The organism is Cellulomonas sp. JH27-2, assembly GCF_014837175.1.
Classification (GTDB): domain Bacteria; phylum Actinomycetota; class Actinomycetes; order Actinomycetales; family Cellulomonadaceae; genus Cellulomonas.
Window position 1 is genome coordinate 160774 of sequence record NZ_JACYFR010000001.1, and the last position, 26157, is coordinate 186930.

24 protein-coding genes and 2 pseudogenes are annotated in these 26157 nt (G+C 70.8%); 13 read left to right on the forward strand and 13 right to left on the reverse strand.

What is annotated here, in order from left to right:
- Nucleotides 1–36 precede the first annotated feature (36 nt).
- On the forward strand, nt 37–1059 hold the full coding sequence (locus IC607_RS00790) for an LLM class flavin-dependent oxidoreductase (protein ID WP_191785097.1): 1023 nt from the start codon (nt 37–39) through the stop codon (nt 1057–1059).
- Here IC607_RS00790 and IC607_RS00795 read toward each other — a convergent pair.
- Nucleotides 1056–1712, reverse strand: a complete 657-nt coding sequence (locus IC607_RS00795) for a ThuA domain-containing protein (protein ID WP_191785098.1) — start codon at nt 1710–1712, stop codon at nt 1056–1058. The two genes, IC607_RS00790 and IC607_RS00795, sit on opposite strands and share 4 nt — an antisense overlap.
- A 95-nt stretch (nt 1713–1807) precedes the next feature.
- On the opposite strand from IC607_RS00795, the gene IC607_RS00800 reads away from it, so the two are divergent.
- Nucleotides 1808–1987, forward strand: a complete 180-nt coding sequence (locus IC607_RS00800; RefSeq protein ID WP_191785099.1) for a hypothetical protein — start codon at nt 1808–1810, stop codon at nt 1985–1987.
- 85 nt (nt 1988–2072) lie between these two features.
- On the opposite strand, the gene IC607_RS00805 is transcribed toward IC607_RS00800, so the two are convergent.
- The 3 genes from IC607_RS00805 to IC607_RS00815 form a co-directional block, all read right to left on the reverse strand.
- Nucleotides 2073–4376: a sodium-translocating pyrophosphatase gene (locus tag IC607_RS00805; RefSeq protein ID WP_191785100.1), complete on the reverse strand. Its 2304-nt coding sequence runs from the start codon at nt 4374–4376 to the stop codon at nt 2073–2075.
- A 164-nt stretch (nt 4377–4540) separates the two neighbouring features.
- Nucleotides 4541–5218 carry an anaerobic ribonucleoside-triphosphate reductase activating protein gene (locus tag IC607_RS00810; protein WP_191785101.1) on the reverse strand — a complete coding sequence of 226 codons (678 nt, stop codon included), beginning with the start codon at nt 5216–5218 and terminating at the stop codon, nt 4541–4543.
- Nucleotides 5215–7002 carry a ribonucleoside triphosphate reductase gene (locus IC607_RS00815; protein ID WP_191785102.1) on the reverse strand — a complete coding sequence of 596 codons (1788 nt, stop codon included), beginning with the start codon at nt 7000–7002 and terminating at the stop codon, nt 5215–5217. The genes IC607_RS00810 and IC607_RS00815 overlap by 4 nt, the downstream gene beginning before the upstream one ends.
- Nucleotides 7003–7270: 268 nt before the next feature.
- Between IC607_RS00815 and IC607_RS00820 the strand changes: the two genes are divergently transcribed.
- Nucleotides 7271–7852, forward strand: coding sequence for a sigma-70 family RNA polymerase sigma factor (locus IC607_RS00820; RefSeq protein WP_370525933.1), 582 nt, complete (start codon nt 7271–7273; stop codon nt 7850–7852).
- Entirely contained in the window at nt 7849–9099 is a 1251-nt protein-coding gene (locus IC607_RS00825) for a hypothetical protein (RefSeq protein WP_191785104.1), read from the forward strand. The genes IC607_RS00820 and IC607_RS00825 overlap by 4 nt, the downstream gene beginning before the upstream one ends.
- A gap of 10 nt (nt 9100–9109) precedes the next feature.
- Here the strand turns inward: IC607_RS00825 and IC607_RS00830 are convergent, their stop codons facing one another.
- From IC607_RS00830 to IC607_RS00840, 3 genes are read right to left on the reverse strand one after another with little or no spacing between them, the layout of a single operon-like run.
- A complete protein-coding gene (locus IC607_RS00830) occupies nt 9110–9973 on the reverse strand; it encodes a biotin-dependent carboxyltransferase family protein (RefSeq protein ID WP_191785105.1) in 864 nt (287 codons plus the stop codon).
- Nucleotides 9970–10626: an allophanate hydrolase subunit 1 gene (locus tag IC607_RS00835; protein ID WP_191785106.1), complete on the reverse strand. Its 657-nt coding sequence runs from the start codon at nt 10624–10626 to the stop codon at nt 9970–9972. Before IC607_RS00835 ends, IC607_RS00830 begins: the two co-directional genes overlap by 4 nt.
- A 45-nt stretch (nt 10627–10671) precedes the next feature.
- The gene (locus IC607_RS00840; protein ID WP_370525934.1) at nt 10672–11448 is read right to left on the reverse strand and encodes a LamB/YcsF family protein; all 777 of its coding nucleotides are present in this window, start codon (nt 11446–11448) and stop codon (nt 10672–10674) included.
- On the opposite strand from IC607_RS00840, the gene IC607_RS00845 reads away from it, so the two are divergent.
- The gene (locus tag IC607_RS00845; RefSeq protein ID WP_191785107.1) at nt 11429–14101 is read left to right on the forward strand and encodes a DEAD/DEAH box helicase; all 2673 of its coding nucleotides are present in this window, start codon (nt 11429–11431) and stop codon (nt 14099–14101) included. The two genes, IC607_RS00840 and IC607_RS00845, sit on opposite strands and share 20 nt — an antisense overlap.
- A 44-nt stretch (nt 14102–14145) precedes the next feature.
- Here the strand turns inward: IC607_RS00845 and IC607_RS00850 are convergent, their stop codons facing one another.
- Genes IC607_RS00850 through IC607_RS17205 form a run of 3 tightly spaced genes read right to left on the reverse strand, consistent with a single transcriptional unit; the run spans nt 14146 to nt 15022 of the window.
- Entirely contained in the window at nt 14146–14529 is a 384-nt protein-coding gene (locus IC607_RS00850) for an Rv3654c family TadE-like protein (protein ID WP_191785108.1), read from the reverse strand.
- Entirely contained in the window at nt 14526–14870 is a 345-nt protein-coding gene (locus IC607_RS00855; protein WP_191785109.1) for a TadE family type IV pilus minor pilin, read from the reverse strand. The genes IC607_RS00850 and IC607_RS00855 overlap by 4 nt, the downstream gene beginning before the upstream one ends.
- On the reverse strand, nt 14867–15022 hold the full coding sequence (locus tag IC607_RS17205; RefSeq protein WP_225224279.1) for a DUF4244 domain-containing protein: 156 nt from the start codon (nt 15020–15022) through the stop codon (nt 14867–14869). Before IC607_RS17205 ends, IC607_RS00855 begins: the two co-directional genes overlap by 4 nt.
- Between IC607_RS17205 and IC607_RS00865 the strand changes: the two genes are divergently transcribed.
- Complete coding sequence (locus tag IC607_RS00865) at nt 15021–15554, forward strand: hypothetical protein (RefSeq protein WP_191785920.1); 534 nt, start codon at nt 15021–15023, stop codon at nt 15552–15554. The two genes, IC607_RS17205 and IC607_RS00865, sit on opposite strands and share 2 nt — an antisense overlap.
- Nucleotides 15555–15749: 195 nt before the next feature.
- On the forward strand, nt 15750–15998 hold the full coding sequence (locus IC607_RS00870; RefSeq protein ID WP_191785111.1) for a helix-turn-helix domain-containing protein: 249 nt from the start codon (nt 15750–15752) through the stop codon (nt 15996–15998).
- 47 nt (nt 15999–16045) lie between these two features.
- Here IC607_RS00870 and IC607_RS00875 read toward each other — a convergent pair whose 3' ends face one another.
- Nucleotides 16046–17623, reverse strand: coding sequence for an ATP-binding protein (locus IC607_RS00875; RefSeq protein ID WP_191785112.1), 1578 nt, complete (start codon nt 17621–17623; stop codon nt 16046–16048).
- A gap of 178 nt (nt 17624–17801) precedes the next feature.
- On the opposite strand from IC607_RS00875, the gene IC607_RS00880 reads away from it, so the two are divergent.
- The 3 genes from IC607_RS00880 (at nt 17802) to IC607_RS00890 (ending at nt 20108) form a co-directional block, all read left to right on the forward strand.
- Nucleotides 17802–18272, forward strand: a complete 471-nt coding sequence (locus tag IC607_RS00880; protein ID WP_191785113.1) for a hypothetical protein — start codon at nt 17802–17804, stop codon at nt 18270–18272.
- 155 nt (nt 18273–18427) lie between these two features.
- Nucleotides 18428–18826 carry a hypothetical protein gene (locus tag IC607_RS00885; RefSeq protein ID WP_191785114.1) on the forward strand — a complete coding sequence of 133 codons (399 nt, stop codon included), beginning with the start codon at nt 18428–18430 and terminating at the stop codon, nt 18824–18826.
- A 1-nt stretch (nt 18827) separates the two neighbouring features.
- Complete coding sequence (locus IC607_RS00890) at nt 18828–20108, forward strand: hypothetical protein (RefSeq protein WP_191785115.1); 1281 nt, start codon at nt 18828–18830, stop codon at nt 20106–20108.
- A 105-nt stretch (nt 20109–20213) separates the two neighbouring features.
- Here IC607_RS00890 and IC607_RS00895 read toward each other — a convergent pair.
- Nucleotides 20214–20456 (reverse strand): annotated as a pseudogene (locus IC607_RS00895) (IS3 family transposase); the annotation flags it as partial.
- 489 nt (nt 20457–20945) lie between these two features.
- Between IC607_RS00895 and IC607_RS00900 the strand changes: the two are divergent.
- From IC607_RS00900 to IC607_RS17210, 3 genes and pseudogenes are all read left to right on the forward strand, one after another.
- Nucleotides 20946–24377, forward strand: a complete 3432-nt coding sequence (locus IC607_RS00900; protein WP_191785116.1) for an RHS repeat-associated core domain-containing protein — start codon at nt 20946–20948, stop codon at nt 24375–24377.
- A 46-nt stretch (nt 24378–24423) separates the two neighbouring features.
- Nucleotides 24424–24591: a hypothetical protein gene (locus IC607_RS00905; protein WP_191785117.1), complete on the forward strand. Its 168-nt coding sequence runs from the start codon at nt 24424–24426 to the stop codon at nt 24589–24591.
- A 227-nt stretch (nt 24592–24818) separates the two neighbouring features.
- Nucleotides 24819–24947, forward strand: a pseudogene (locus IC607_RS17210) (IMP dehydrogenase); the annotation flags it as partial.
- 589 nt (nt 24948–25536) lie between these two features.
- Here IC607_RS17210 and IC607_RS00910 read toward each other — a convergent pair.
- Nucleotides 25537–26106, reverse strand: coding sequence for a hypothetical protein (locus IC607_RS00910; RefSeq protein WP_191785118.1), 570 nt, complete (start codon nt 26104–26106; stop codon nt 25537–25539).
- Nucleotides 26107–26157: the final 51 nt, after the last annotated feature.

A 26157-nucleotide genomic window follows, 5' to 3' on the forward strand; every position in this document is an offset into this window, starting at 1 on the left:
TCGGCGTGGGGGCGTCGTCGGCCCTACCCTGCGCGCGTGACCCGCCTCGAGCTCAGCTTCCTCACCTTCGTCCCGTACGACGATCCCGCCGGCGCCGCCGCGTCCCTGCGCGACGCCGTCGACCTGTTCCGGTTCGCCGAGGAGCTCGGCTACGACATCGGCTGGGTGCGCGTGCGCCACCTGGAGCGGTTTCTGTCCTCCCCGTTCACGTTGTTCGGCGCGATCGGGCAGGCGACGTCGCGGATCCGGTTCGGCACGGCCGTGCTGCCGATGCGGTACGTCGACCCGATCGCCGCCGCGGAGGACGCCGCGACGGTCGACCTGCTCTCGGGCGGCCGCCTGGAGCTGGGGCTGGCGGGCGGCATCAAGCCGGCGGCGGCGCTGCTCGACGGTGTGTACGGCGCGAGCGAGGGGTCGTTCGACGACGAGGCGCAACGCCGGATCGCGCGTCTGCGCTCGGCCCTGGCCGGCAAGCCCGTCGCGCACTCACCCGAGTCCGGCTTCCCGATCGCCGAACCGGGCACGCCGCTCGTCGTGACGCCCCAGAGCCCGGGCCTCGCCGACCGTGTCTGGTACGGGCCGGGATCGGTGTCGACCGCCGTCCGAACCGCGCAGCAGGGCATGGACCTGCTGGTCTCGACGCTCAACACCGACGACGACGGGCGCTCCTTCGAGGAGGGTCAGCGCGACCAGATCCTGGCCTACCGCGACGCGTTCGACGTCCCCGGGCGGACGCCGAGGGTCGTCGCCGGCCGCATCGTCCTCCCGAGCGTCACGCGCGCGGACGACGACCTGTTCGCCGACTACATCGCCTGGTACGCGGGCCGCTTCGACGCCCGTGGACGCCCGAAGCAGGGCGGGTTCGGCGTGTTCAGCCCCACGCACCACGGGCCCTCGTCGGCCGTCGTCGACAGCCTGTCCGCCGACGTCGCGCTGCGCGAGGCGACGGGTCTGGACGTCGTGCTGCCCGCGAACGCCACGCCGGCCATGAGCCGCCGCATCCTGGAGAACGTCGCGACCTCCGTCGCGCCGGCGCTGGGGTGGACGCCCGCTCGCTAGTCCCGCAGCAGCCAGGCGACCTCGCGGCGCAGCAGCTCACGCCGGTCGGGTGCTGCGTAGGCGCGCGGGTCGTGGCCCGTCGCGTCGTAGACGACGCGTTCGCCGTGAGTCCACGCGATCGGGTGCTCGCGGCCGTCGACGTGCGTGCGCAGGAACACGCGGACCGCGTCGTCGACGACGAGGTCGCAGTAGCGCTCGTCGTGCGCGGCGACCGTTCCCAGCCCGGCGCTCACGGGGTGCGCGCCGTCGGCAGCGAACGTCGCCTGCCCGATCTCCGGGTGCCACGACGTCCCCTCCACCCACCGGCCGCCGAGCGTCGCGGCCCAGCGCGGGTCGTCGCCGAACGTGTTCGCGGCCTGGTGGACGGCGAGCACGGCGGTCCCGGCGCGGACCAGCGCGTCGCGGCGGTCGTGCAGGCGCGTGTGGTCCTCGTCCGTCCGCGGCCCCGCGCCTGCGTTGACGACCAGCAGGTCGGGCATGACGTCGTCGAGCGCGTCGGGAAAGGCGCTGCGGACGCTCACGTCGTGGCCGTCCGCGCGCAGCACCTGCGCGATCGCGTCCGACGTCCCCGCGTGGTCGTGCCACGGGTCGCCGTACGCCCCACGCCCGACGAGCACGACGACATGGCTGGTGGCGCGCGGCGGCGAGGTCATGTGCCGATCTTCTCCCACGGGGCAGCCTGTCACTCCGGGTGCGTACGAGCCGGGCGAGGCCCACAGTGGCTCGATACCCGACGAACGGAGCGACCATGCCCGACACGAACCCCGGCCACGACTACGACGACTCCCCTGTCGACGTGCCGCCGATCCCCGAGGCGAACCCGGCGCCCGATGAGGGCCACGAACCTCCCCCGCAGGGCGCGACACAGGACGACACCCCGGCGAAGATCTACCCCACAGACCCCACGGGCGTCGACCCGCACAACTGACGACGCCCCGCTGCGCGCCCGCGCCCGTGCGGGGAAACACAGCGACGGTCCCGGAGCCGAGCTCCGGGACCGTCGCTGCATCACATCAGGGGACCAGTGCGTCCTGCGCCGGGACCTGGTCCCGCTCGTTCTCGCGGTCCACGCGCGCCGCCCGCAGCCGGGACGCGATGACGGCTCCGAACGCGATGAGCGCGGCGACGACCGCGATGCCGAGGCGCAGCCCCGTGTTGGCGTCCTCGCCGACGGTCACCACGACGATGGCCGGGGCGATCAGCACGCTGACCAGGTTCATGACCTTGAGCAGCGGGTTGATGGCCGGGCCGGCGGTGTCCTTGAACGGGTCTCCGACGGTGTCGCCGATGATCGCCGCCTCGTGCGCCGCCGATCCCTTGCCGCCGTAGTGGCCGTCCTCGACGATCTTCTTCGCGTTGTCCCACGCGCCGCCGGAGTTGGCCAGGAACACGGCCATGAGCACGCCCGCGCCGATCGCGCCGGCCAGGAAGCCGGCGAGTGGGCCGATGCCCAGGCCGAAGCCCACGGCGATCGGTGCGAACGCGGCGAGCAGGCCGGGGGTGGCCAGCTCGCGCAACGAGTCGCGCGTGCAGATGTCCACGACACGGCCGTACTCCGGACGCTCCTCGTACGTCATGATCCCGGGGTGGTCGCGGAACTGGCGACGCACCTCGAAGACGATCGCGCCGGCCGCGCGGGTCACCGCGTCGACGGCCAGGCCTGAGAAGAGGAACACGGTCGCGCCGCCCAGGATCACGCCGACGAGGGTGACGGGGCTGATGATCGAGTAGTTGAGCATCGCCTCGGTGATGTCGCTGAGCGCACCGCCGGTCCCCTGGACGTCTGCCAGCTTGACGGCCACCGCGTCGGCATAGGAACCGAAGAGCGCGGTCGCGGCGAGCACGGCCGTCGCGATCGCGATGCCCTTGGTGACGGCCTTCGTCGTGTTCCCGACGGCGTCCAGGTCGGTGAGGATCTGCGCGCCCTCCTCGGTGACGTCGCCGGACATCTCCGCGATGCCCTGCGCGTTGTCGCTGACCGGGCCGAACGTGTCCATCGCCACGATGACGCCCACCGTGGTGAGCAGGCCGCAGCCGGCCAGCGCGATGAGGAACAGCGACAGGCCGATCGAGCCGCCCGCGATGAGGAACACGCCGCAGATGGCGGCCGCGATGATGCCCGCGGTGTAGACGGCGGACTCGAAGCCGACCCCGATGCCGGACAAGATCACGGTGGCCGCGCCGGTGCGGGTGGTCGCCGCGACGTGCAGCGTCGGCTTGCTCGTCGTGCCCGTGAAGTAACCCGTGACCCACAGGATCACGCCCGCCAGCACGACGCCGATGGCGACGGCGGCCGACGCGATGAGCCGCGGGTCGCCGTCGTGGTCCGCCAGGCCGCCACCGGTGAAGTCCGCGAAGGAGGACGGCAGGTAGACGAACGCCGCGATCGCCGCCAGCACCACGCCGATCACGGCGGAGATGTAGAAGCCGCGGTTGATGGCCGCCAGGCCCGACTCAGAGCCGCGGACCTTGGTGATCGCGACGCCCAGCACGGCGACGAGCGCGCCGACGGCGGTGACGATGAGCGGGAACACGAGCCCCTGCTCGCCGAACGCGGCCTTGCCGAGGATGAGTGCGGCGACCAGCGTCACGGCGTAGGACTCGAACAGGTCGGCCGCCATGCCGGCGCAGTCGCCGACGTTGTCGCCCACGTTGTCCGCGATGGTGGCGGCGTTGCGCGGGTCGTCCTCGGGGATGCCCTGCTCGACCTTGCCGACCAGGTCGGCGCCCACGTCGGCCGCCTTGGTGAAGATGCCGCCGCCGACGCGCATGAACATCGCCAGCAGCGCCGCGCCGAAGCCGAAACCCTCGAGCACCGAGGGCGCCTCCTCGCGGTAGATGAGCACGACGCCCGCTGCGCCGAGCAGGCCCAGGCCGACCACCGACATGCCGACGACTCCGCCGGTGCGGAACGCGATGCGCGCCCCCTCGGCCCGGCCTCCGGGCTGCGAGGCGGCCGCGGCGACGCGCAGGTTGGCGCGCGTCGCGAGCCACATGCCCAGGAAGCCGATCGACGCGGAGAACCCGGCGCCGACCAGGAAGAAGATGGACCGACCGACCTTCACGCCGCCGTCGCCCGGCAGCAGGAACAGCAACGCGCACACCACCACCGCGAACAGCGCGAGGGTGCGGAACTGGCGGTTCAGGTACGCCGACGCCCCCTCCTGCACCGCCTTCGCGATGTCCTGCATCGACGTGGTGCCCTCGCCGGCCGCGAGCACCTGGCGGCGTAGCACTGCCGCGATCACGAGCGCGACGACCGCGACCACCGCGATCACGGCGACGATCGTGATGCTCGTGGAACCGAGCTCGACCATGCATCCTCCTCGGATCAAGGCGTGACCCCCCGATCACGCCCGTGCCCGCGGCCCCGTTGCCGCCGGACCCGGGCAGTCTAGCCACGCAAAAGCCGCAGGCCGATGGCTCGCGGGCGACTATTTTGCGGACATCTCGCGGCCGGTCGTGCCGGGGGACCCACCGTTCAGCGCGTCAGCGCGGCGAGGGCGGCCCGGTACTCGCTCGTCGTGCCGTCCGGACGGACCACTTGCAGCACGTGCTCGCGCACGCCGAGGGCCGTGAGCTGGGCGGTCAGCTCGGCGACGTCGGCGACCGACAGGACGGTCGGATCCATCGTGGTGCGCACCTGCACGTCCACGCCCGCGTCGAGGACCAGGCGCAACGACGCGAACGCGGGCTCGGCGCCGGCGCGGCGGGTGATCGCGTCGTAGAGGCGCGCGGGCGCCTTGATGTCGAGCCCGACCCAGTCGACGTGCGGGAGCACGCGGCGCAGCGCCGCCGGGTAGGCGCCCGCCGTGTGCAGCGCGACCCCGAACCCGGACGCCCGGACCTCACGTGCCGCGTGGATGAGCGCCGCCTGCCGGGTGGGCTCGCCGCCGGAGAACACGACGCCGTCGAGCAGCCCGCGCCGACGTCCGAGCAGGTCACGCACGTCCTGCCACGGCACCACGCCGGGCACCCGCGGGTCCAGGATCCCCGCGTTGTGGCAGTACGTGCACCGCCACGGGCAACCCTGCAGGAACACCGTCGCGACCAGGCGCCCGGGCCAGTCGCACGTCGACAGCGGCGTCAGCCCGGCGATCGCGAGCAGCTCGGCGCCGGTCCACGCAGCGGGTCCGGCGGCGGGTTGCTGGCCGCTCACACCAGCACCGGCTCCCGGAAGGGCGTGCGCTGCGCGTGCTCACCGCGCTTGCCCACGTTGAACGAGCTCACGGGCCGGTGGTAGCCCATCACCCGCGTCCACACCTCGCACGCTCCCCCGCACGTCGGGCACGCGTGCACCTCGCCGGCCAGGTACCCGTGCGACGGGCAGATGGAGAACGTCGGCGTCACGGTCAGGTACGGCAGTCGGAACGTCTCGAGCGCGCGGCGGACCAGCGAGCGGCACGCATCCGGCGATGACAGCCGCTCGGCCATGTACAGGTGCAGCACCGTGCCGCCGGTGTACTTCGTCTGCAGCTCGTCCTGCCTGGTCAGCGCCTCGAACGGGTCCTCGGTGAACCCCACCGGCAGCTGGGAGGAGTTGGTGTAGTACGGGTTCTCCTCGGTCCCTGCCTGCAGGATCTGCGGCCAGCGCGCCCGGTCCTCCTTGGCGAACCGGTACGTGGTCCCCTCTGCCGGCGTCGCCTCGAGGTTGTACAGGTGGCCGGTCTCCTCCTGGAGCTCGACCATCCGCCCCCGCACGTGCTCGAGCAGCCGCAGCGCCATCGCGTGCCCGCGCGGGTCCGTGATGTCGTAGGCGTCGGCGGTGAAGTTGCGGACCAGCTCGTTGATGCCGTTGACGCCGATCGTCGAGAAGTGGTTGTCGAGCGAGGGAAGGTAGCGCCGCGTGTACGGGAACAGGCCGTCGTCCAGCAGCTGGGCGATCACCTCGCGTTTGAGCTCCAGGCTGGTCCGCGCCAGGTCGAGCAGCTCGTCGAGCCGCGCCAGCAGCCCCGCCTCGTCGCCCGCGTGCAGGTAGCCCAGGCGCGCGCAGTTCACGGTCACCACGCCGATCGACCCGGTCTGCTCGGCCGACCCGAACAGCCCGTTGCCGCGCTTGAGCAGCTCGCGCAGGTCCAGCTGCAACCGGCAGCACATGGACCGCACGTCGCCCGGGTCCATCTCCGAGTTGATGAAGTTCTGGAAGTAGGGCAGCCCGTAGCGCGCGGTCATCGCGAACAGCCGGTCGGCGTTCGGGCTGTCCCAGTCGAAGTCGCGCGTGATGTTGTAGGTCGGGATGGGGAACGTGAACACGCGGCCGCTCGCGTCCCCCTCCGTCATGACCTCCATGTACGCGCGGTTGATGACGTCCATCTCCGCCTGCAGGTCGCCGTACGTGAAGTCGCAGGGCTGCCCGCCGACGAACGGCACCTGGTCGGCCAGGTCCGCGGGGCACACCCAGTCGAACGTGAGGTTGGTGAACGGCGTCTGCGTCCCCCACCGGCTGGGCACGTTGAGGTTGTAGACGAGCTCCTGGATGCCCTGCCTGACCTGCGCGTACGTCAGTGCGTCCGTGCGGACGTACGGGGCCAGGTACGTGTCGAAGCTGCTGAACGCCTGCGCGCCGGCCCACTCGTTCTGCATCGTCCCGAGGAAGTTGACGATCTGCCCGATGGCCGCGCTGAAGTGCTTGGCCGGGCGTGCGTCGACCTTGCCGGTGATTCCACCCAGTCCCTCCTGGAGCAGGGTCCGCAGCGACCAGCCCGCGCAGTAGCCGCTGAGCATGTCGAGGTCGTGGATGTGCAGGTCGCCCTCGCGGTGCGCGGCGCCGACGGCCGGCGGGTAGATCTGGCTCAGCCAGTAGTTGGCGATCACCTTGCCGGCGGTGTTGAGGATGAGCCCGCCCAGCGAGTATCCCTGGTTGGCGTTGGCGTTGACGCGCCAGTCGCTGCGGTCCAGGTACTCGTCGACCGTCGCCCCGACGTCCACGACCACGCGCTCCATCTGCCCGACCTCCGCATCATGTGGTGGTCAACCCCGACGGCGACCACAAGATGTGGGAATTTCTATGCCCGTATCTCGGTCCCCTCAGGGACGAAGGTCCCGCGGCGCCCGGGTTCAGGCGCGACCGCGCTCACGACCCACGGCGTGTCGTTGCGGCCCGCTCGGGCGATCGACCTGGCTACCGTCTACAACGATTTGCGCCCGCCGCACGTCTGAGGCTGGTGACAGGGTCGCCCGACCCTGCCGTGGCGCCGACGGACGGAGACGCGTGGACGACGACCTGGCGGTGCTGGCCCGCGAACGCGGGCGGGCGCTGTTCGGCTACGCCTACCTGGTGTCCGGCGACGCGCGCGCCGCCGAGGACCTGGTGCAGGACGCACTGGTCCGCACGTTCGCGCGGCGCCGGTCGGGGTTCACGCCCGACGACGCGGAGCGGTACGTCCGCCGCGCGATCCTGACCTGCTACCTGGACGGCGTCCGGCGCACGCAGCGATGGTCACGCGTGCGGCACCTCGTCGGGCACGACGACCACGCCCCCGACCCGGTGCATGCCGCGGCGGCGGTCGTCGACGTCCGGACCGCGTTGGCCACGCTCGCCCCGCAGGAGCGCGTCGCCGCCGTGCTTCGCTACTGCGAGGACCTGACCGTCCCCGAGGTCGCGGCGCGGATGTCGCTCGCCGACGGCACCGTCAAGCGCTACCTGTCCACCGCGACCGCCAAGCTCACGCACCTGCTCGGCGAGTCGTTCCCCGACGCGTCGGACGACGTGCCGGTGCTCGCGACGCGTTCGACACGCCCGACGACGACAGCGACGACGCAGACCGGCACGCCCGGGAAGGAGCAGCCATGAGCAACCCACTCGACGACGCGCTGCCGCAGGCCGAGCACTCGTCGGCCGCGCGACGCTACACCGTCCCCGTGGACCTGGTCCGCACCCGGATCCGGCGTCGCCGACGCATCCGCACCGGCGTCGTCGCCGGCGTCGCCGCGCTCGTCGTCGCCGCGGTCGTCACGCCGGGCACGCTCGGTCGCTCGTTCGTCCAGACGCAGGCGACCGGTGACTGGCCCGGCCAGTTCAGCGCCTGCGGCAAGCCCGTGCAGGGCGTGCTGGAGACGGCGGGCGACATCTCGCTGTCCGCGACGCTGGGTCCCGGGTCGGGCCAGGCGATCGACCTGCACACCGTGACGACCGGGCCGACCGGCGTCGGCGCCTGGTCCTACGGCCTGCAGGTCTACGTGACCGACGACGACGGCACGGTCGTGGGCGTCGGCGAGGGCCAGTTCGTCCCACCGCTGGACGAGCTGGACTCGATCGGTGCCGCGTCGTTCACCGCCGGACCCTTTCCGCTCACGGACGACCGCGAGGTGCGCCTCGCGTCCTGCGCGCAGTACCCGACAGGGAACGGCGCCACCACGCTCCGAGCGGGCGCGTACGAGCTCGTCGTGGTGCAGACGGCCGGCTACGTCGTCGGGGACGGCAGCAACGGCGAGAGGCACGCGCGCGCATCGACGAAGCTGCCGCTCGTCGTGGACCCGGACGGCGTCCCGGGGCCTGCGGCGACACCGCGCGCGGCCCCGACCGCGACCGCCCAGGCAGATCCCGACGACGTCACGCCCAGCCCCGACTACGACGCGATGACACCCGCGCAGCGGGCAGCCGCACTCGGTCCGGCAGCGGGCCTGTTCTGGTGCGGCGAGCCGATCGGCGTGACTGCCGACGCCAAGCCCGATGCCCTCGGCCTGACGCTGACGGGCAGCTTCGACCCGATGTGGCACGAGCTGCTCAGCGCGGACCGCGAGTCGACCGCGACCGTTCCCGGTGCGGGGCGGGCCGCACTGGTCGGCAACGACGGCAAGGTGGTCGGCTTCCTGGTCGGAAACGACGACGTCTCTCGGCAGGTGACGCTGAGCGCCGGCGAGCCGCTGGGTCTGGACGACGACGTCCATGTCGTCGCGTGCGACGACGTCGAGCTCGACGCATTCATGGCATGGCCCTACGCCGAGGTCGAGGTGACGGCGACGAAGGGCAAGAAGCTCGACTCTCCACGCACGGTGGTCGTGATCGGTGACCCGCTCCCTGCCCAGAAAGCGCAGTGACGGGGATTGTTCAGCCGCGGGCGAATCTGATCGGGTCGCCGGGGCGGACCTGCGCGAGCGCGGCCATGCCTGCTCGGCCGACGACGGCGGCGACCGGGTAGCCGCCCGTCACCGGGTGGTCAGGGCCGAAGACGATGGGCATGCCGTCGGGTGGGATCTGGACCGCGCCGGGGACCAGGCCGATCGGAGCAAGCTCGCGACCGGCATTCTCCGGGGTCCGGCGCAGCGGTGGGCCGTCGAGGCGGACGGCGACGCGGTCGGTCGCGGGTGTGACGCGGTAGCCGCCGGGCGCCGTCAGGGCGGCGACCGCGTCGTCGAACCAGTCGGCGTGCGGGCCGGGGAGCAACGGGACGACGACCTCGTCGGGCCAGGGCGGCACGGGCGCGAGGTCGACGACCGGCAGGTCCACCGGCGCGGGCCCGACGGGCAGGACGTCGCCGGCCGCGAGCGCGGCGTGCCCCAGGCCGGCGTGCAGCTCCGACGAGCGCGAGCCGAGCTCGCGCGCCGTGGCGAGCCCGCCGCGCACCGCCACGTAGGTGCGCAGCCCGCGCGCCGCGAGGCCGACGCGCAGCACCGCCCCCGCGGGAAGCTCCAGCACCGCGCCGTGGCCGACGGGTACGCCCTCGACCCAGGCGGGGCCGTGCGCACCGGTCAGCGCGACCGTGACCGGACCTTCCGCGCGCACCTCCAGTCCGCCGAGCAGCACCTCGAGCCCCGCCGCGTCCTCGGGGTTGGCGACGAGCCGGTTCGCGAGCCGCAGCGCCTCGACGTCGGCCGCACCCGACCGCCCCACACCCACGTGCGCCCACCCCGGCCGGCCGAGGTCCTGCACCAGCGTCTGCATGCCCGGCGCGAGCACCTGCAGGCGGGTCATCGCTCCACCCGCACGAACCGCACGCGCATCCCCGGCACCAGCAGCGCGGGCGGGTCGCGATGCACGTCCCAGAGCGCCGCGTCGCACGTGCCGAGCAGCTGCCAGCCGCCCGGCGTCGCGGCCGGGTAGACGGCGCTGAACTCGTCGGCGACGGCCACCGAGCCGGCGGGGACGCGCTCGCGCGGGCTGTCCCGCCGCGGCACGCGCAGGGTCGGGTCCAGCCCGACGAGGTACGCGAAGCCGGGCATGAACCCGCCGAACGCGACCGTGTAGGTCGCGGCGGTGTGGCGGCCGACGACCTCCTCCACGCTCATCCCGACGAGGTCCGCCACCCCTTGCAGGTCGGGCCCGTCGTAGCGAACCTGCAGGTCGACGAGGGTGTCGGCCGACGACGCGTCTTCGACGAGAGTCGCTCCCGCGGTCCCCCGCGTAGAGGCCTCCCAGCACCGGGCGACGGCGACGGCCCACACCGCGGCGTCGACCTGCCCGGCCGCGCGCAGCAGCAGCGACGCGGCGGCGGGCACCTGGTCGACCACGTCGGGCAGCTCACCGCGGGCGCGAGCGGCGCGCACCGCGTCGTCGAGCGCACGCACCTGCGCGAGGTCCGCGAGCTCGACGAGCACGGCGTCGTCGCCGAACGGCACGACCTTCACGACGGGTCCTGACTCATGCGTCGGCCCACTGCGCGGCGGCCCGCCTCACGCGAACGCCCGCACCTGCACACCGGCCGCCTCGAGCGCGGCGCGGACTCGAGCCGCGAGCACCACGGCGCCCGGGGTGTCGGAGTGCACGCACACGGACTCGGCGAGCACGGCGACGTCTCGCCCGTCGGCGCCGGTCACCCGACCCTCGGCCGCGAGGCGCACCACGCGGGCGGCGACCTCGTCCTCGTCGGTGACCAGGTCGCCCGGCTCGCCGCGCGGGACGAGCGTGCCGTCGGCTCGGTAGCCGCGGTCTGCGAACGCCTCGGTGACCGTCCGCAGCCCGCGGGACGCGGCGTACGCGAGGACGGCCGAGCCCGGCAGGCCGACCACGGGCAGGCCACCCGTGCCCGCGCCACCGGCATCGAGCACGCCGTCGACGACCGCCCGGGCGTGCGCCTCGTGGTGGACCACCGTGTTGTAGAGCGCGCCGTGCGGCTTGACGTACGCCACGGCGCCACCGGCGGCGCGCAGGGCCCCGATCTGGTGGGTCACCTGGGCGCGCAGCTCGTCGGGCGCGACGTCCACGAACCGGCGACCGAAGTTCTCCCGGTCGAGGTACGACACGTGCGCGCCGACGCGCACCCCGCGCTCCGCCGCGGTGCGGGACACGAGCGCCATCACGCGATCGTCGCCCGCGTGGAACCCGCACGCGACGTTCGCGCTGGTCACGATCGCGAGCAGCTGCGCGTCGAGCCCGTCGACGCCCGGCGCCCACGCGTCGAACCCCTCGCCGAGGTCGCAGTTGAGGTCGATGCGCGCCGCCACCTGCACAGCGTCCCAGACGCCGGTGCCCGGGTGCGAGGATGAGGCGGTGGACCTGCTGGACGTGCTGGCGGCCGGCGGGCGTCGTACCGACCGGATCACGCACGTGCGCGAGCTGCCCGCGCGCGCGGGCGTCCACGCGGACTGGCCGTCCTGGGCGGACGCCGACCTGGTGCAGGGCTACCGCTCCCTCGGAGTCGAGCGGCCGTGGACGCACCAGGTCACCGCCGCGGACGCCGCATGGTCCGGACGCCACACGGTGCTCGCGACCTCGACGGGCTCGGGCAAGTCGCTCGCCTACTGGCTGCCGGCGCTGTCGAGCATCCGGGCCGACGCGGCGGGCGCGCTGCTGGACCCGGGCCGCATCGAGTCCGTCACTCGCCGCGGCTCCACGCTCTACCTGTGCCCGACGAAGGCGCTGGCGGCCGACCAGCTCGCCGCCCTCGACCGGCTGCTGACGGCCGCGAAGACACGCGATGTGCGGGTGGCGACGTGCGACGGCGACACCTCGCTCGACGAGCGCCGCTGGGTGCAGGAGTACGCGGACGTCGTCCTCACCAACCCCGACTTCCTGCACTTCGCGCTGCTGCCGCAGCATCGACGCTGGTCGCGCCTGCTCGGCTCGCTGCGCTACGTCGTGCTCGACGAGTGCCACGCGTTCCGCGGGGTGTTCGGCGCGCACGTCGCCCTGGTGCTGCGGCGCCTGCGGCGCCTGGCCGCCGCGTACGGCTCGTCGCCCGTGTTCGTGCTCGCGTCCGCGACCACCGCGGACCCGGCCGCGAGCGCTGCGCGGCTGCTGGGGGTGTCGCCCGACGAGGTCACGGCGGTGACCGACGATGCGTCGCCCGCCGGCCGCAAGACGTTCGTGCTGTGGCAGCCGCCCGAGCTGCCCGGCGGCGACGGCCCGTGGTCCGAGCTGCTGCCCGAGGACGACCCGTGGGCGACGCCGCTGCCCGTCCCGGCCGCGGCGCACCCGCTGCCTGACGCGGCGAGCCGCGACGACGGCCGCCCGCTGTCGCGCGAGCCGCGACCACCGTCGCCCGACGACCTGTGGCTGCCGGCCGCGCCCGCGCCCGACGAAGGCTCCGGGCCGGTCGGGACCGGCGAACGACTCGTCGCCGACGCAACCGACCGGCCCCGACGCACGGCGACGGCCGAGATCGCCGACCTGCTGACGGACCTGGTGGTGGGCGGCGCCCGCTCGCTGGCCTTCACGCGCTCGCGCCGCGGCGCCGAGTCGGTGGCGTCCGCGACCCGCGACCACCTGCGCGACGTGGACCCGTCCCTGACCGGCGCCGTCTCGGCGTACCGCGGCGGCTACCTGCCCGAGGAGCGCCGGGCCCTCGAGCGCGCCATCCGCACGGGCGACCTGCGCGCACTGGCCACCACCAACGCCCTGGAGCTGGGCGTCGACATCTCGGGCCTGGACGCCGTGCTCATCGCCGGCTGGCCGGGGACGCGCGTGTCGCTGTGGCAGCAGGCCGGGCGCGCCGGCCGCGCGGGGGCCGACGGCCTCGTCGCGCTGGTGGCGCGCGAGGACCCGCTCGACACGTTCCTGGTCCACCATCCCGAGGCGATCTTCGACGTCCCGGTGGAGGCGACGACGTTCGACCCCACCAACCCGTACGTGCTGGCACCGCACCTGTGTGCGGCCGCCGCCGAGCAGCCTCTGCGGTTCGACGAGCTCGACCTGTTCGGGCCGAGCGCGGCCGAGCTCCTCGACCAGCTGGTGACCCGCGGCGCGCTGCGTCGTCGGCCGTCCGGCTGGTACTGGACGCACGCCGAACCCGCGTCCCGGCTCACCGACCTGCGCGGCACGGGCGGCGACCCGGTGCGTGTGGTCGAGTCCGCCACCGGCCGGCTGCTGGGCACGGTCGACGCCGCGTCGGCCGACTCGACCGTCCACCCCGGCGCCGTCTACGTGCACCAGGGCCTGACGTTCGTCGTCGACGACCTCCACCTGGATGACGGCGTCGCCCTGGTGACCCGGCGCGACGTCGACTACGGCACCTGGGCCCGCTGGGTCACGTCGACCGAGATCGTGTCGGTCGACGAGCAGGTGCAGTGGGGGCCCGTCACGTGGGGGTTCGGCGCCGTCGACGTCACCAGCCAGGTCCTCGGCTACCAGCGCAAACGCATCCCGGACCTGCAGGTGCTGGGCAGCAGCGAGCTCGACCTGCCGGAGCGCACGCTGCGCACGACGGCCGTGTGGTGGACCGCCCCCGCCGAGGTGCTCGAGGCCGCGGGCGTGACGCTCGAGGCCGTCCCCGGAGCGCTGCACGCCGCCGAGCACGCGTCGATCGGGCTGCTTCCCCTGCTCGCGACGTGCGACCGTTGGGACCTGGGCGGACTGTCGACCGCGCTGCACGCCGACACCGAGCACGCCACCGTCTTCGTCCACGACGCCTACCCCGGCGGCGCGGGCTTCGCGGAGCGCGGCTTCCGGCTGGGCGCGACGTGGCTCGCCGCGACCCGCGACGCGATCGCCTCCTGCCGCTGCGCGACCGGCTGCCCCGCGTGCGTCCAGTCGCCCAAGTGCGGCAACGCCAACAACCCGCTCGACAAGGCCGCTGCCGTCCGCCTGCTCGACGTGGTCCTGTCCCACGCCTACCCCTCCCCCAGCACGTCCACCTCCGGCCCCACCGCCGAAGAACCTTCCTGAGCTCGCACAGCGCGGGCCCCGCGCCTGCCGGGTCCTGCTCCGTGTCACGGCCGGGGTCCGGCGCGCGCTCGGGCGGTGGCGTCGCCGGACGGTGCGCCGACCACGGCGACGACCGCGACGATCCCGTCCGCCTGCGTCTCGCAGCCGCCGAGCCGGGCGCCGTTGCGCCGTACCGCCTGGCCCGCCACGTCGCACGGGTCGCCCGTGCCGAACCGCCACGCGGACGCCCCCGCCAGCGCACCGAGGTCGGCGGCGGCCTGCGCCCGACCGCGAGCCCCCTGCGCCACCGCCAGCAGACCGAGCGCACCGGCCACGACCACCAGCACGGCGACGACACCGAGCAGCAGCACCGTCCCCGACCCGCGATCCCCGAGGCACGCGAGGCCACGGCCGGTGACGCCATGCCGTGAGCCGGTGCCGACGTTCATGGCTCGACCCGTGCGACGGCCGTCGCGCTCGCGCGCAGCCGTCCGCCGGGGACGCCGGCCACGTCGGCGGACACGGTCACGGTCACCCACGGCCCGTCGCGCGCGACGACGGCGCGAGCGTCGCCGCCCGCCACCCGGCGGGCGTCGTCCGCGGGGGCGTCCGCACCCAGCGCCGCGGCACGAGCGGCCGCCCGCGCCCCGTCGGCGCACCGCATCTGCGTCATGCCCGCCGCCGCGACCCCGAGCACCAGGACCAGCACCAGCACCACGGCGGGCAGCCCGACCGCGAGCTCGGCCGTCACCGAACCGCGCTCACGGTCGACGCCGCGGCTCCGGCTCACAGGGAGAGCGCCTGCTTCACGATGCCGAGCAGCAGCCCGCGCACCTCGTTGCCTTTGAGGATCACCACCAGCAGCCCGGCGAAACCCACCGCGGCAACCGTGAACGGCTGATGGCGTATTCGCGTCGATCGATCCACCTGGAGGAACCCCATGGCACTTCCAACATGGCACCGCGAGACAATCGCGCTGGACGATCCGGGCATCCCGGCGATCTTCAGCGAAGCACCCGGCGTGGCTGCTGCCCTCCTGGGAGGTGGCAGCATCCTTCTCCTACCCGCGACGGAACTGCTCGACGCCGTCGAGGCGGCAGCGTGGCTCGAAATCTATGCGGAGACGGTGCGCGAGTACGCCGTGCCCGCGGCAAGGGGTGCTGGGGTGTCCTGGGACGAGATCGCCGCGGCCATGGGTGTGACCCGCGCGTCCGCGATCCGCAAGTACGACGAGAAGGCCGCAGCGTGGCTGCGCGACGAGCGAGGCGTTGACGAGCTGGAGTGGCAGGCCCTTGAGCCGATGGCCGCGCCGGAGGGCTTCACGCCCACCGACCACGACCTCCTTCGCGCCGAATTGCCTGCGTGGACGTACACCGGCCCTCTTGAGCCGGGCATCCAGTCGGTCCTCGCGACGCACGACCGAGTGCGCATCGCAACCAAAGGCACAGTTTGGCATCTCAGTCGAACGGACTAACGACAACGGCGCCCTCCAGCACGGCACCACCGTGGCAGACAGCGCGGAAGATGTTTGGCGTCACACGATCGGCAGTCACCTCGGTGCGACCCAGGTCGTGCCGGATGACGCCGAACCTGGTGAGACGCTCGCGGAGCAGAAGGCTCGCGTAGCGGGCGCTGCTGACCGTAACGACGACGATGGCCGAGGCGAGCAGTGACTAGCGGCAACGGCGAGGAGCGCACCTACAGGCTGGGCGGACTCCGGAGGTCGCTGCACGTCACTCAACAGGCCGTCGCCTCGAAGATGGGTGTCGCTCAGTCGCACGTATCTGCCATCGAGCGGTCGGCGCTGCCCTCGATCGAGGTCGGGACGCTGGCCGCGTACGTCGAGGCCCTGGGTGGCAGGCTCGAGCTGGTGGCCGACTTCGAGGATGAGCGGATCACCTTGGCGGGCTGGGAGTGATGCCGTGGTCAGCGTCGGCACACGGCCCCGGCTTAGAACCGGGCGGTTCAGCCGTTGTGCTCGCGCAGGATCTCGAGGTTCCGTACCCCGAACTGATGCAGGACGTCCTCGGCGATCTGCACCGCCGTCGCTCGTCGGTCCTCACGGTCGAGCGGATCGAGCAGGTCCGACGTCACGACCTCGAGACTTTCCAGCGCGATCGTCGTGGGAACCACAGTCTCCGAGAGGGTCCAGGGCCCAGCGGTCTCGGGGGCTATCGCCTTCATCGCGGACGTCGGGATGTCCTTCCGAGGCAGCGCCGTCGCCTGGACCGCGATCGGCCCGCTGATCGCCAGCGACTCCGCCCACGCCGCGGCGAGAGCCACCAGCGCCGTGGCCCCGCGCTCGATGAACGACACGCGCACGAAGGACGTCGAACCTTCCGTCGCGCGCAGTTTGGGATCAGACGGCAGCGGGAAGGCGAAGACCACCGCCCCGTCGTGATGGAGCTCGGCGTACGCATCGTCCACCGCTCCATTCGACTTGCGGATGATCCAGCGCCGAAGCCCTCTCCTCGGGTTGATGAAGTAGTCCTCCATCTGCTTGGCGGCCGGCCCGTAGAGCCGCTGGAGGTTCTCCCCCTTCGCGCTTCCGGTCGGGGTGTCCTGCCAGACCGAGGTGTGGTCGAGACTGACACTCCGGGTCACGGTCTCGATGACCTGCTCGGCTGTAGGGCTTGGCAGGAGAGTCGGCCGCGGGTTGCGCGGGATCGCCACACCGAGGAACCAAGGGTCGGTTCCGTGCAGACGAGCATCGACGTCGAGCCGCACCTGCTGCAGGCGCGCCTCTTCGTTGAGGCGGCGCGCAAACCGGTCGGCGTAGGCCCGCTCGATCTCGCGCTCACGCAGCCACACGGTGTGCGGGCCGTTGCGGCGCGGAGCGGCCAGTGCCCCGTCCTGCCGCAGCACGAAGTGCGGCGCGTCAGGGCTCGCCGGCACGTAGATTGCTAGCACACCGTGCCCGAGGTTGGACGGGTTCTCCAGCCGCTGGACCTCGATGCTCTCGATGATCGGCTGCACGCGAACGGCGTTGATCGCGTGCACCTGCTGCTCCAGCTGAGGGGTCAGCTCGACGTCGGCATGGGAGATCGTCAGTGCGGCACCCGTCCCCGCTTCCGCGACGCCGACCAGGAGCAGCCCGCCGCCGGCGTTCGCCATCGCCGCAAGGTCCTTGGCGAGCTCGGCCTTGGCCGGCTCGTCGGTCCGCTGCGCAGCCTTGTAATCGAGATCGTCGGCCTCCGGGACCTGAGCCGTGACGGCCTGATCGACGAGTTCGTACGTCAGGGGTCCGCGCGCAGCAGCCAGGGCTGCGTGGATCCTCGTCCATGGTGTCGGCACCGCCCTAGTGTTCCAGCCAGCTGGGCACGCGGGAGTTCGCCGAGCGCGGTCACCCACTACGGCGCTGGCCCGCGCTCGGTCCACTCGCCCAGATGTACCGCTCCGCTTACCCCAGGCCGTACATCCCGGCCTCGTCGGTGTGACGTGCCACAGACTGCTGCGATGAACGCGCTTACGCCGAGGCCGACACGGGATCAGTTCATCTACAAGCTGCGGTACCTGGAGATGACCGCCACGACGCGCACGCACCCGTTTGAGGATGGCGAACCCGACGCGTCACGCGGCGCGCTGTAGTGGTCTGTATCCGGAGAAGTAGACATCGACGTCTTCGGCGACGACGAGCTGACGCTCTAGGGCCAGCCTGACCCTTGGCTTCGGCGAAATCCGCGACGAAGACCAGGAATGGCCTCGGCTTACGGTCTTCGCGATGAGGGGCATGACAATGCAGCTGGCTCAGGTTCGCGACTCTTGGGCTGCCCTCGACGCGCGAGACACTGAATCTGCGACCTTCAGGCCTCTGATCGATAGTCGGACCGGGTACGTCCGATACGACGTGGGTGCAAACGACGACGCCGATGCCGCGGACAGCCTCGTCATCATCGATCGTGCGCGGATCGCCGACGGCTGGCGTGGACAGGGAGGCATTGGACGCATCCTCATCGAGCAAGCGATATCCCTCGTCGCCGACCCCGCCGGCCTGTGTCTGGTTGCGTTGAAAGCTCACCCCTACCTCGACGAGACGGAGGAGGAGGAGGCAACGCCCGAAGCCGTGGCATCGACGGAGCAAACCTGGGCCTCGATGGGCTTCACGCGCGTCGAGGACCGAAAGCTCTTCGTCCGCAGCACCGCCAAGAAGAACCTCTTTGGTGACGTCGCGAAGCGGCTCGGTCTGCCCTGACCCCGCGATGGGCGCCCTGCTCGCAAGGTGCTTGGCCTCGAGCTCCGGCAGTGCGCCGGACGCCGGACAGATCATCGCGGCGCGGCCAAGACACACTCGAAGATCAGCCGGCATCTCGGCTCCGCGTGTCCATGGCGTCCACTACCGTGTACGGCGTGACCGCTCCGTTCCCGCCTGGCTGCCCGCCCGAGGAGGCGATCGAAGTGGACCGGTCGTTCTACCGGCTGGCCGAGAAGCGCCTGGCGGTGGGTGCCGCGACCGGTCCAAACTCCTGGCTGAGGCCCTACGAGACCCCGGGCTCCCCACTACTCGGGCGGTCAGACCTGCCGGAAGCGCATGGCCTTTCGGTAATCGGCGACATGGCCGAACTCACGCGGGCTCGGGACATGAGTCCGTGGATGGCGAAGAAGTCGGTCGCAGAAGTCCGCGTGACGCCACAGAGCGGCCGTGTGCAGCACACGCCCTCCCGCGCTTGGCGCTCTCACCACGACTGGTGGACCGACCCCCACGACCTCGTGCCCTTGGCGCTGGTCGTCGAAGCGGCCCGGTACTGAAATGCTGTACATCGACGATCTGCCGGGCGGCCCGTTCGACATGTTCGAGACGTACGTCGAGTACGACGGACCGAAGACCTTCGCACTGTCGAGCTCATTTCTGCCGATCCTCTACTTCGTCAACGCCGTGGACGAAGTAGAGGAATCGGGCGCGATCGTCGCCGTCGCGGTGGCCGTCGACAGGCAGCGGTTCAACGCGGTACGCGCTGGAGTCGTGACGTTCCGGGACGCGTTCCTCGAGGCGTCAGACACGCACCTCTACACCTTCGAGTGGCTGCCGGAACTGGACGACTCGGGCGTTCCTCACCGATTTTCACGAGCGCGTCCTGCGATTTTGATTCCCGACCATTGGCTTCCGGCGGCGCATGCGCGTCTCGACATCGCAACGAACACGGTCGATGAGTTTCAGGAGCGCAATCTCCTCGCACTATCTGCAGCCCAGCATCAGACGCTGTTTGCCTTAGAAGTTGAAGCGCCGGGGCTTAATGTCACGGCCTTCCCAGCGCGAAACTCTGGACATCTTCAGATCGCCACGCATGGAGTTTTCGACGCGCTAGCGCGCGAAGTGGCACCCGGTAGTGACGTAATTCGCGACCTCTACCCGGCTGTGCTTGACCTTCAAGCCGCGTCGTTCGTGATCGTAATGGGCGTAGAAATGCGCGCAGCGATGCTGGAGCCGGTTGAGACCTCAGGGCAAATCGTGGACGGCCTCTCCGACCTCGTCGACTCTGTGGGGTCGGACGACTCGTCGAGCTTCATTTCGACGATGCATCAACATTCACAGCGAGCCCGCAATAGGTTCCGTGATCTCCTCGAGTCAATTGCGCCGGTGAACAGCGGCCTCGCCGTGACCACAGCGAAGCCGGGCGCCGAATCGACGCGGAAGGCCGTGGCAAGTTCGTCGCAGGTAAAGTTGGCCATCCAGGCGCTCGACGACGAACAGCCCGAAATCGAGATGATCGAGGTCACGCGAGGCGTTCTGATGGGCCTCGTTATACGGCTCCGCCGGTTCGAGATCGTCGACCTTGCCACCGGCGTGCGGTACAAGGGCAGGATGACGGAAGAGGCCGTCCAGCAAGCAAACGGCTTCAGTGTCGGCGACGAGAGCTTCGTTGCGGCAACCATTAGGGCGGAGGTGGAGTTCGCCTCGCGCGACGAGACGGCTGGGGCGAAGTACTGGCTCCAAAGCATTGCTCAGACTGGCGAGACCGTCTCCGCCGACGATGAGAGGGACGCCTTTGGTGCTGACGTCGAACGCGGTAGTTCCACTGACGGCTTCTAGGGCCCACGTTGCGGCCCGGTCGACAGCTCGGCCGTGCGGTGTCGACGATCAGTCGGGAGGTGGCTCGTGCCGGTGGCCGGGAGAAGTACTCGGCGTGGGGCGCCCACGAACACGGGCGTTGTCCGACGTGGTCACGCCGGGTGCGTGGCCGTCGTCGATGTCGGCTTGGCGGACCCACAGCCGCACCGACTCCGTGCCCTAGCCGAGCTGACTCGCGACCCGATGAACGGTGCCGCGCTCGGTGCCCAGCTCGGCCCGCAGCGTGCGGACCATCCGGACCGCTGCATCCTTCTCCTTCTACAAGTACCGACGCGTGGCCGGCTTGCCCTGCGACAGATCCTTCGGCATGGCTCCATCCTCGTTTCCAGGGTCAAGAGCCTCCAAGCACCCCAGGGCGGTTCAGACAGCGCCCGCGCTGTGCCAAACAATCGTCCTCACGTTCGCGGGGGCGGTCTAGGCCTAGGAAGCCGGGCCGTCCTGGGCTCCGGCGCGGGCTGGTGCGCTTCGTTCCGTGTTCAGGGAAGTCGCCGCAGGGCGTTCGAGTTGCCCGCGGTGACCGACCTCGGGCGCTATTGGCACGGTACGTCACTCGTTCGGGTGAAGAGGGAGAGCGCTCCCTCGACGTCTCGTATGTCCGACCTGTACTGATTGTTGCGGCGACTCGGTCGATGACGGGCGAGCACCGCGACGCAGGGGGCTGGCATGCGCGGTCGTTGGGGTTTTGTTGCTGGAGTCAGTGCTGCCGCGTTGATCGCGGCGGGGTCGACGGCGGCCGCGGCTGCGCCGGCGACGCCAACAGGATTGACGTTCGAGCGGTCAGTGTCGAACAAGCCGGTCTTGGCGGCCACAATCACCGACCCCGACGGCGGGGCCGTGGCGGGGCGGTTCTACGCCCGCCGCGCCGGGTCCTCCACGTGGAACCTGATCGACGGCACGGACGTCAGCGTGACCTCGGGTCAGGTCGCCCGGGCTACCTTGCCGGCGTTGCCCGCGGGCGCGGTTGTCGAGTGGCAGGTCAAGGGGTGCGACTCGGGGACGTGTTCGGCGCTGACGTCGCTGACATCGAGCACGGTGAACCCGATGGTCGGTGCCGGGCCGCGCAAGAACCAGACGGCCATTCCGTTCACGGTCGGGAACCGGGTACAGGCGAAGGTCGACGTCGGCACAGGCAACCTGACCGTGAGCGGTACGGGCCTGAGCGTCGGCGGCGTTCAGGGCGACCTTCCGATCTCCCTGGTCTACAACTCCCTGTCGGTGGGTGCCAGCGTCCCGCAGGCGTCGACCTCCAGCCCGACCGGGTACGGGTGGACGCTCAGCGTTGCGGCGCGGCTGCAGTCGGCCTCAGACGGCTCTGTCATCTACTGGGCAGGATCCGGTGTCTCTGGGACGTTCCTTCCTGCCTCGGGTGGGTCGTTCACGCCGCCGCCGGGGATGACCGCGGACCTGGCCACGGTCAGCGGAGGTGGCTGGACGCTAACCGACCACAGCTCGCAGCAGAAGCTCACGTTCGACTCGAGCGGCAAACTGAAGAAGATCGAGGACCGCAACGGCAACACCAACACCCTGTCGTACGACCCGTACAGCACCGACCACTTGACCAAGATCAGCGCCACCCGCGGTGGCAGCGGCCTGGACGTGTCGGTGACCTGGTACTCCAACCGTGTCATCACCCTCACCCAGGGGTCAGGCTCCAGTGCCCGCAGCGTGCAGCTCGGGTTCGGCGCCGGTGACCTGACCGGCATCATGGACGCGCTGACGCGTACGACGGCCTTCACCTACACCGGCCACCAGCTGACCAAGATCGTGGCGCCCGGCGGTGTGGAGACGCGGTTCACCTACGACTCCCGCAACCGAGTGACGTCCGTACAGCAGGTCAACGCCTCGGCTGGATCACCGGGTGACTCCTGGACCCGCCTGGCCTACACCTCCGACACCCAGACCCTGGTCTCCGATGGTGCCCAAGAGCAGACCGGCTCCCCAACCTCAGGGCCGCACACCACCTACACGCTGACCTCCGACCAGTCCGGGCGCGTGTCGAAGGCAGTCGACGCGCAGAATCGCGAACGGTCGTCGACGTTCACGGCGAACGTCGACCCGGCCACGCAGACCCTGGGGTCCGGCAGTTCGTCGCAGACCACCACGTACACCTACGGGGCGAACGGCGGTGAGTCCCTGACCAACGTCGCCTCGCAGTCCGGGGCTGAGTCCGACTTGGCCTACGGGTACACCGACGCGGTGGGCAAGTACCTGCCGTCCTCGACGACGAACGACGCCGGCAAGTCCACCACCTACACCTACAACGGCTCCGGCAATGCGCTGTCCTCTCAGGACGCCCTGGCTGCGACAGCCAGTCTGACGTTCAACAGCGACGGCACGGTGGCCACCGCGACCGCACCGGGGAACGGGACCAACAAGACCAGTTACGGGTACAACACCACCAAGCAGCTGACGTCGATCACCCCGGTCACCGGCGCCGGGCTCGGCTCGAAGGCCATGACCTACGACGGCAACGGACGGCTGGCCACCTCCACCAACGGTCGCGGCATCACCACCACCTACACGTACGACAAGAACGACCGCGCTACCGGCATCGACTACTCCGGCACCACGCCCAACCCCGACGTGTCGTTCACCTACGACACCGCTGGACGCCTGGCCACGCGCGTCGACGCAGCTGGGACCACAACGTTCGGGTATGACGCGATGGGCCGGCTCACCTCACGGGTTAACACCGCCGACAACGTCACGCTCACCTACGGGTACGACAAGGCCTCCCGCATCGCCTCGGTGACCGACACTCGCGGCACCACCACCTACGGCTACGACACCGCCGGTGCCCTGACCTCGATGGTCTACAAGTTCGGTGGCAGCACCGCGCGCACGCTATTCGCCGTCGATGACAAGGGTCGACGCACTGACACGTGGATGAACGCCAACGTCACCCACACCACCTGGATCGCCCACTCGCACACCGACTACACCAGCTCCGGGCGCGTCGCGCGCGTCTGGGGTGAACGCGGATCCAGCGCACCCGTGCGCGTCGTCGACGTCACGTACTGCTACCAGGCATCCTCGACCGCCCCGACGTGCGGGTCGTCGACGACGAACGACCGATCCTTCATCCAGTGGTCCAAGGACAACGTCACCGGGCAGGTCACGAACTACACCTACGACGACGCCTCCCGACTCACCGGCGCCAACGTCAGTGCCGGTACCGACCGCGACGGCAACGCGATCGCCGCGGTGAACTACACCTACGGGTACGACTCGCGCGGCAACCGCACCACCGCAACCAAGGCCATCAGCGGCGGGTCGACCACGACCCAGACGCGCACCTTCAACGCAGCTAACCAGACCACCAGCAGCGGGTTCGCCTACGACGGGGCCGGCAACCAGACCACCGACCCCAACGCCGGCACCGTCGCCTACACGGCCGGCGACCAGGTCTCCTCCGTCACCCGCTCGGGCACCACGTACAACTACACGTACGCCGGCACCAGCAACAACGAGCTCATCTCGCAGACCACGCCCGGCTCCATCACCTACGGGTACACCTATGGCCGCCAGAGCGAAGTCGGCAAGCCCGTCATCGAGCAGATCCGCCGCGGCTCAGCCACCGCCTACCTTGAGAACGACAACTACGGTACCCCCGTCATGCTCCGTAGCTCCGCCGGCGTCGAATGCCTCTACATCTACGACGCAGTCGGTTCCCCGCTCGGCCTGATCACCTCCAACAACACCACCGCGTTCGTCTACAACTTCGACCCCTTCGGGGTGGCCGACCTCGTCGAAGACGGCGGCGGCAACGGGCCCCCTCAGACCCCGTTCCTGTTCACCGGCGGCCTCAACGACCGCACCACCGGCTGGACCCTCAACGGCGCCCGCTACTACAACGCAAGTGAAGGGCGCTGGACGCAGCAAGACACCCTTGACACCCCTCTAGATCCCTCCAACGCTAACCGTTACGCCTACGCTGCCAACAACCCGGTCAACTACGTGGACCCTCAAGGACGAGGCTGGTGGACGGTCGGGACAGAGATCGTCAAGCTGATTGGAGATTTCGACACGCTCGCTGGCATGCAGGATCTCGTCAACGCTGACAGCAATGGTGAGATCACAGATGCCGCAGGTTCCTTGTTCGCCAGTATCACGGTGACCGGTCTTTGTTACACAGGCGCAGCACTACTGGGCTTCAGCACCGGCGGTCCCGGCTTCGCGAGCGCTCTAGTATGCGAGGGGGCAGGTGCGGCCGCGGGGGCTGCGTACTAGTGGAGGGAGCAACGTGCGTGCGATGAGGCAGTCAACGAAGTACGCCGTGATCGGCTCAGTCAGCCTTGTCGTTGCGCTCGTCATTCTGTCCGTGATCCCCGCGGATGCACGGACCCGAAGCGGCATTCCACTCTCCATCGTGGGGTGGGTGCTCGCGGGAAACGCGGTGGGCTGCTTCATCGCCGCGGCCGCGCAGCGATCTCGCGGCAAGTGAATGCGGAGGTACTCATGGATTCATCACCGGCCTGGCTAATCGCGCTGGCGGTGGTAGCGGTCACCGCGTTGATTGTAATTCGCGCCCGCCACGGCCGAAAATGACACGGTCTATGAGTTGGACCTTTCGTACGCCGCCACTCCGATTATTTGCACGGATCCCGCCGGTGCTGGCGTAGGTGGGTGCATACTCTCGGCGTCCCTCGACCCGCTCGCCCGACCTGATCCCTCATCGGGGATCGAAAGATCAACCCGGGCAAGGTCTTCGACCTGACCCTGCCGCTCGCAGACATCGCCGAGGGATACCGGGCCATGGACCAACGCCGCGCCACCACGGTGTCGCTTCTCGCCACCTAGCGGGCCCCGACGCAGCACAGCAGGACACCCCTGGAGACGAACAAGTCGGACCAAGTCGCGTCAGATCGACAGGTCGCGGATGGCGCCGAGCCAGCGACGCGGACAGCTCCTCAGGCACACGAAAGCGCGGCCGCCGCCCGTGCGCCGGGATCGGCTCCAGGGCACCGCCGGGTTGCCGAGGGTGTCATACGGAGGAGTGAACTCTGCCTGCACCGGCTGCGACCAGGCGGTGGTACATACCGACGTCGCGCGGGTCGCGCAGCCAGGCGTCAGCGGTCTCTGCGACGCGCTCGGCCAACGCCTGTTCAGCATCCTCGCCCACGGTGTCCTCCTGCCGGGTGAGCGAAGCGCCACCCGGGCATGAGGAGGGGACTACACCAGCGGTGCGGTCGCTTGGTCGTCGGTGCTCCTTTGGTACCGGCCTCGTTCGCGTATGCGTTGACGCGCTGCGTTCGCACGGCTCACTCGCTTCAGGTTGCTGGAGCCATAGTGTCGCCACCGGGTGCCAAGAGATGTCAACGCCTCGTCCGCCTCGCTCGAAATGTGCGGGCGGACCGATCGCCATGAGTGCGAAGCTGTACAGCAACGTCTACGAATCGAAGCCCGCTGACCGCACCAGCAGCAGAGGATCGCTGGGATCGACGGGCTTGAAGCAGCCATAGCGGCGGTATGCCACGAGCAGCGAGGTAGACGCTGCGCGAGTCGCCACGCTCGCCTCTGGCGGGATCACGCCGGCCGCGTAATGGGCAGCCGCGATCAGCGCAGACTGACGGCCGCCGCGCGCAGCCAGCAAGTCGATGACGTACTGCGCGCCGTGCGTCTCGCGGCGCCTCAGCTGCGCCCCGGCACCCGGTCGCCGGGCGATGACCACCGCGCCGGGGACGAAGAGCGCGAACGAGGCGAGGACGACCCAGGTGCCGCTCAACCGGTGGCCGGAGAGACCAGATACGACGTCGATGGCCACGATCATGGCCACGTAGCTCGCGCCCAGGACGATCAACCGTCGGAACTGCCCGAGCACTGCGGGCCCCGCTCGCCGGACGACGACGACGGCCCGGCGCTGCACGTGCCGGGCGCCGGGCTCGACGAGGGCGATGAGGATCCACAGCGGCGTCGTCAAGATCGCCTCGAAGTGGGTGTCGGTGAACGCGCGGGCCAACGTCCATCCCACGCCTGGGGCGTCGCGCACACGAACCGGCGTCATTGCCGT